The sequence below is a fragment of the Oryzihumus sp. genome, from assembly GCF_036391795.1.
GTDB lineage: Bacteria > Actinomycetota > Actinomycetes > Actinomycetales > Dermatophilaceae > Oryzihumus.
This window is the reverse complement of record NZ_DASVZH010000321.1, coordinates 1-2,903: the sequence shown is the minus strand read 5'-3', so window position 1 is coordinate 2,903 and position 2,903 is coordinate 1. Positions and strand designations below refer to the sequence as shown.

Here is a 2,903-nt window from a genome sequence, read left to right as displayed (position 1 = left end):
GCCGGACCCGACCCTGCGGAACGAAGTGCCCCTGCACCTCGAACGGGGCCGGGGGCTTCGACCACCCGCCGGCTCACGCACGCGGGTGCGCCTGTTCGTAGGACCGGCGGAGTCGGTCGACCGACACGTGCGTGTAGATCTGCGTGGTCGCCAGGCTCGCGTGGCCGAGCATCTCCTGGACCGTGCGCAGGTCGGCGCCACCCTCCAGCAGGTGGGTGGCTGCGCTGTGCCGCAGCCCGTGCGGGCCGAGGTCGGGGGCGTCCTTCACGTGGGCCAGCAGGGCGTGGACGGCGCTGCGCACCTGGCGCGCGTCGGCCCGGCGGCCACGGCGGCCGAGCAGCAGGGCCGGGCCGCTCTCGGGCGTCACCAGCTGCGGTCGGCCACGGTCCAGCCAGTCCTGCAGCGCCCGTCGGGCCGGGTCACCGAACGGCACGACACGCTCCTTGGCTCCCTTGCCCAGGACCCGGACCGTGCCCGCCGCCAGGTCCACGTCGTCGATGTCGAGACCGACGAGCTCGCCCACACGCACGGCGCTGGCGTAGAGCAGCTCCAGGGCGGCACGGTCGCGCAGGTGGATGGGGTCGTCGTCGTCGGAGGCCACCGCAGCGACGTCGAGCAGGTCGGTGGCCTCCGCAGGCTTGAGCACGGCGGGCAGGGACCGCGAGCGTTTGGGCGCGGCCAGTCGCAGGGAGGGGTCGGTGGCGATCCGGCCGGTGCGGGTGGCCCACTGCAGGAAGGCCCGGGCTGCCGCTGCCCGGCGCGCGACCGTCGACCGTGCCGCGCCGGACTCGGACAGGTGCGCCAGCCACGACCGCAGGTCGGCCAGCTGCAGGTCGACCAGCCCGGTGACGCCGCGGTCGGCGGCGAACGCCAGCAGCGAGCGCACGTCGCCGAGGTAGGCGCGCTGTGTGTGCTCCGAGCGGCCCCGCTCCGATCGCAGGTGCCGCGCGAAGGCCTCGACCGCGTCGTGCGTCCCCGCGGACTCGTCCCCCCGCTCCGACTCGCTGCTGGACACCTCGCCACCGTGGCAAAGGACGCCGGCCCGGGCAATCACCGCCCCCGGCGCGCCGCCGACTCAACCGGTCCGCACCCCGGTGGGCACCGCGGGCGGCGCGGCGTGCACCCGGGCGCCACACCCCGGGCGGTGCGGCGGCACGGGCCAGACGCCCAGCCGGGTGCCTCACTCACTGCCGACGCTGGCGCCAGCCCTCCCCGTGCCGCTCGGCCAGACCGAGGAGCTCCAGGCGACCCAAACCGGCAGCCACCTCGGCCGGGGCGAGGCCGCCCGCCACGGCAAGCCGCTCCACCGGCACGCCGCGGCGCACGGGCAGGCTGGCGTGCACCCGGGCCGTGAGCTCGTCGAGGTCGTCGCCGGGCCGGGCCGGGTCGCTGGGTCGAGGGGCGGAATCACCGCCGAGGTCCCCGAGCACGTCGGCGACCTCGGCGGCGTCGGTCACGAGCACGGCGTAGCCGTCGCGCATCGCCTGGTGGCAGCCGGCCGACATCATCGAGGTGACCGGTCCGGGCACCGCGGCCACGACCCGGCCGTGCTCGGCGGCATGGCGGGCGGTGTTGAGCGAGCCGGAGCGCAGCCCTGCCTCGACCACCACCGTGCCGACCGTCATGGTCGCGATGAGCCGGTTGCGCTGCAGGAACCGGGACTTCGTCGGCGCAGACGCAGGGGCGACCTCACTGACCACGAGACCGGACTCGACGATGCGCCCGAGCAATGTGGCGTGGGCGGCCGGGTAGGGCCGGTCGACGCCGCCGGCGAGGACGGCCACGGTGGTGCCGTCGACGGCCAGGACGCCCCGGTGCGCGGCCGCATCGATCCCGAACGCCGCCCCGGACACCACGACGAACCCACGCTCGGCGAGGCCCGCCGCGAGGTCGGTGGCGACCATCTCGCCGTAGGCGGTGGCGCTGCGGGCGCCGACGACGGCGGCGCTGCGGCGGCACCCGGCCCCCAGGTCGGCGGGGCCACGCACCCACAGGCAGAACGGCGGCGCGGCCAGGTCGTCCAGCCCGGTGGGCCAGGCCGGGTCGCCCGGGCACAGGACCCGGGCCCCGAACCGGGCCCCGACCTCCAGGTCGCGCTCGACGTCGAGCACACCCAGGCGAGGGGCGAACCGCTCCAGCGCGGGGTGGGCCTGCTCGCGCACTGCCCGCAGGGCCTCGACCGCGCCGACCCGGGCGACGAGCGACACCGCCACCTGGTCCCCGGGCTCGGCCAGTCGACTCCAGGCCGCGCGGGCGAACCGGTCCTGGTCGAGCAGGCTGCTCGCAGCGGGGCTCATGCCGCCACCGCCGCGTGCGCTCGCAACGTCAGGGCGAGGCCGACGTCCTGGCGGGTGGGCTGGCCACCACCGGACAGGTCCCGGAGGGTCCAGGCCAGCCGCAGCACCCGGTCGTAGCCGCGCAGGGTCAGCAGGCCACGGTCGATCGCCCGGTCCAGGTCGCAGGTCGCCGCCGCGGGCAGGCGCAGCGACCCGCGACGCAGCTCGGAGCCGGGGACGTGGGAGTTCAGCCGCCAGGGGGTGCCGGCCAGCCGCCGGGCCTGCAGCTCGCGGGCCGCCGCGACGCGTAGGGCCACCACTGCGGTGGGCTCCCCGGGCTCTCCCGCCAGGGCGGCCCGGGACACCGCACGGACCGGCAGCTGCAGGTCGACCCGGTCGAGCACCGGACCGGCGATCTTGCCGAGGTAGGCCCGCCGGGCCAGCGGGCTGCAGGAGCAGTCCGCGCCCTTGCCGAAGCCCAGCCCGCACGGGCACGGGTTGGCGGCCATGACCAGCTGGAACCGTGCTGGGTAGGTCACCACCCCCGAGGCCCGCGCCACGACGACGCGCCCGGCCTCGACCGGCTGGCGCAGCGCCTGGAGCACGTTGGTGCGGAACTCCGGCCCC

At 77.0% G+C, this 2,903-nt stretch carries 3 protein-coding genes; all 3 read right to left on the bottom strand.

The window, feature by feature from the left end; genetic code table 11:
• Positions 1–73: 73 nt before the first annotated feature.
• Positions 74–1,015 (bottom strand): tyrosine recombinase XerC, encoded by a 942-nt coding sequence (locus VF825_RS19400; protein WP_331116495.1) that lies wholly within the window; start codon positions 1,013–1,015, stop codon positions 74–76.
• Between the two features lie 169 nt (positions 1,016–1,184).
• A complete protein-coding gene (gene dprA / locus VF825_RS19395; RefSeq protein WP_331116493.1) occupies positions 1,185–2,297 on the bottom strand; it encodes a DNA-processing protein DprA in 1,113 nt (370 codons plus the stop codon).
• The coding region (locus tag VF825_RS19390; RefSeq protein ID WP_331116491.1) for an ATP-binding protein at positions 2,294–2,903 on the bottom strand (610 nt) is incomplete at its 5' end. The genes dprA and VF825_RS19390, both read right to left, overlap by 4 nt.

Coding starts and splice junctions, on each gene's coding strand:
- dprA (WP_331116493.1), bottom strand. CDS start 2,297: ATGAGCCCCGCTGCGAGCAGCCTGCTCGACCAGGACCGGTTCGCCCGC.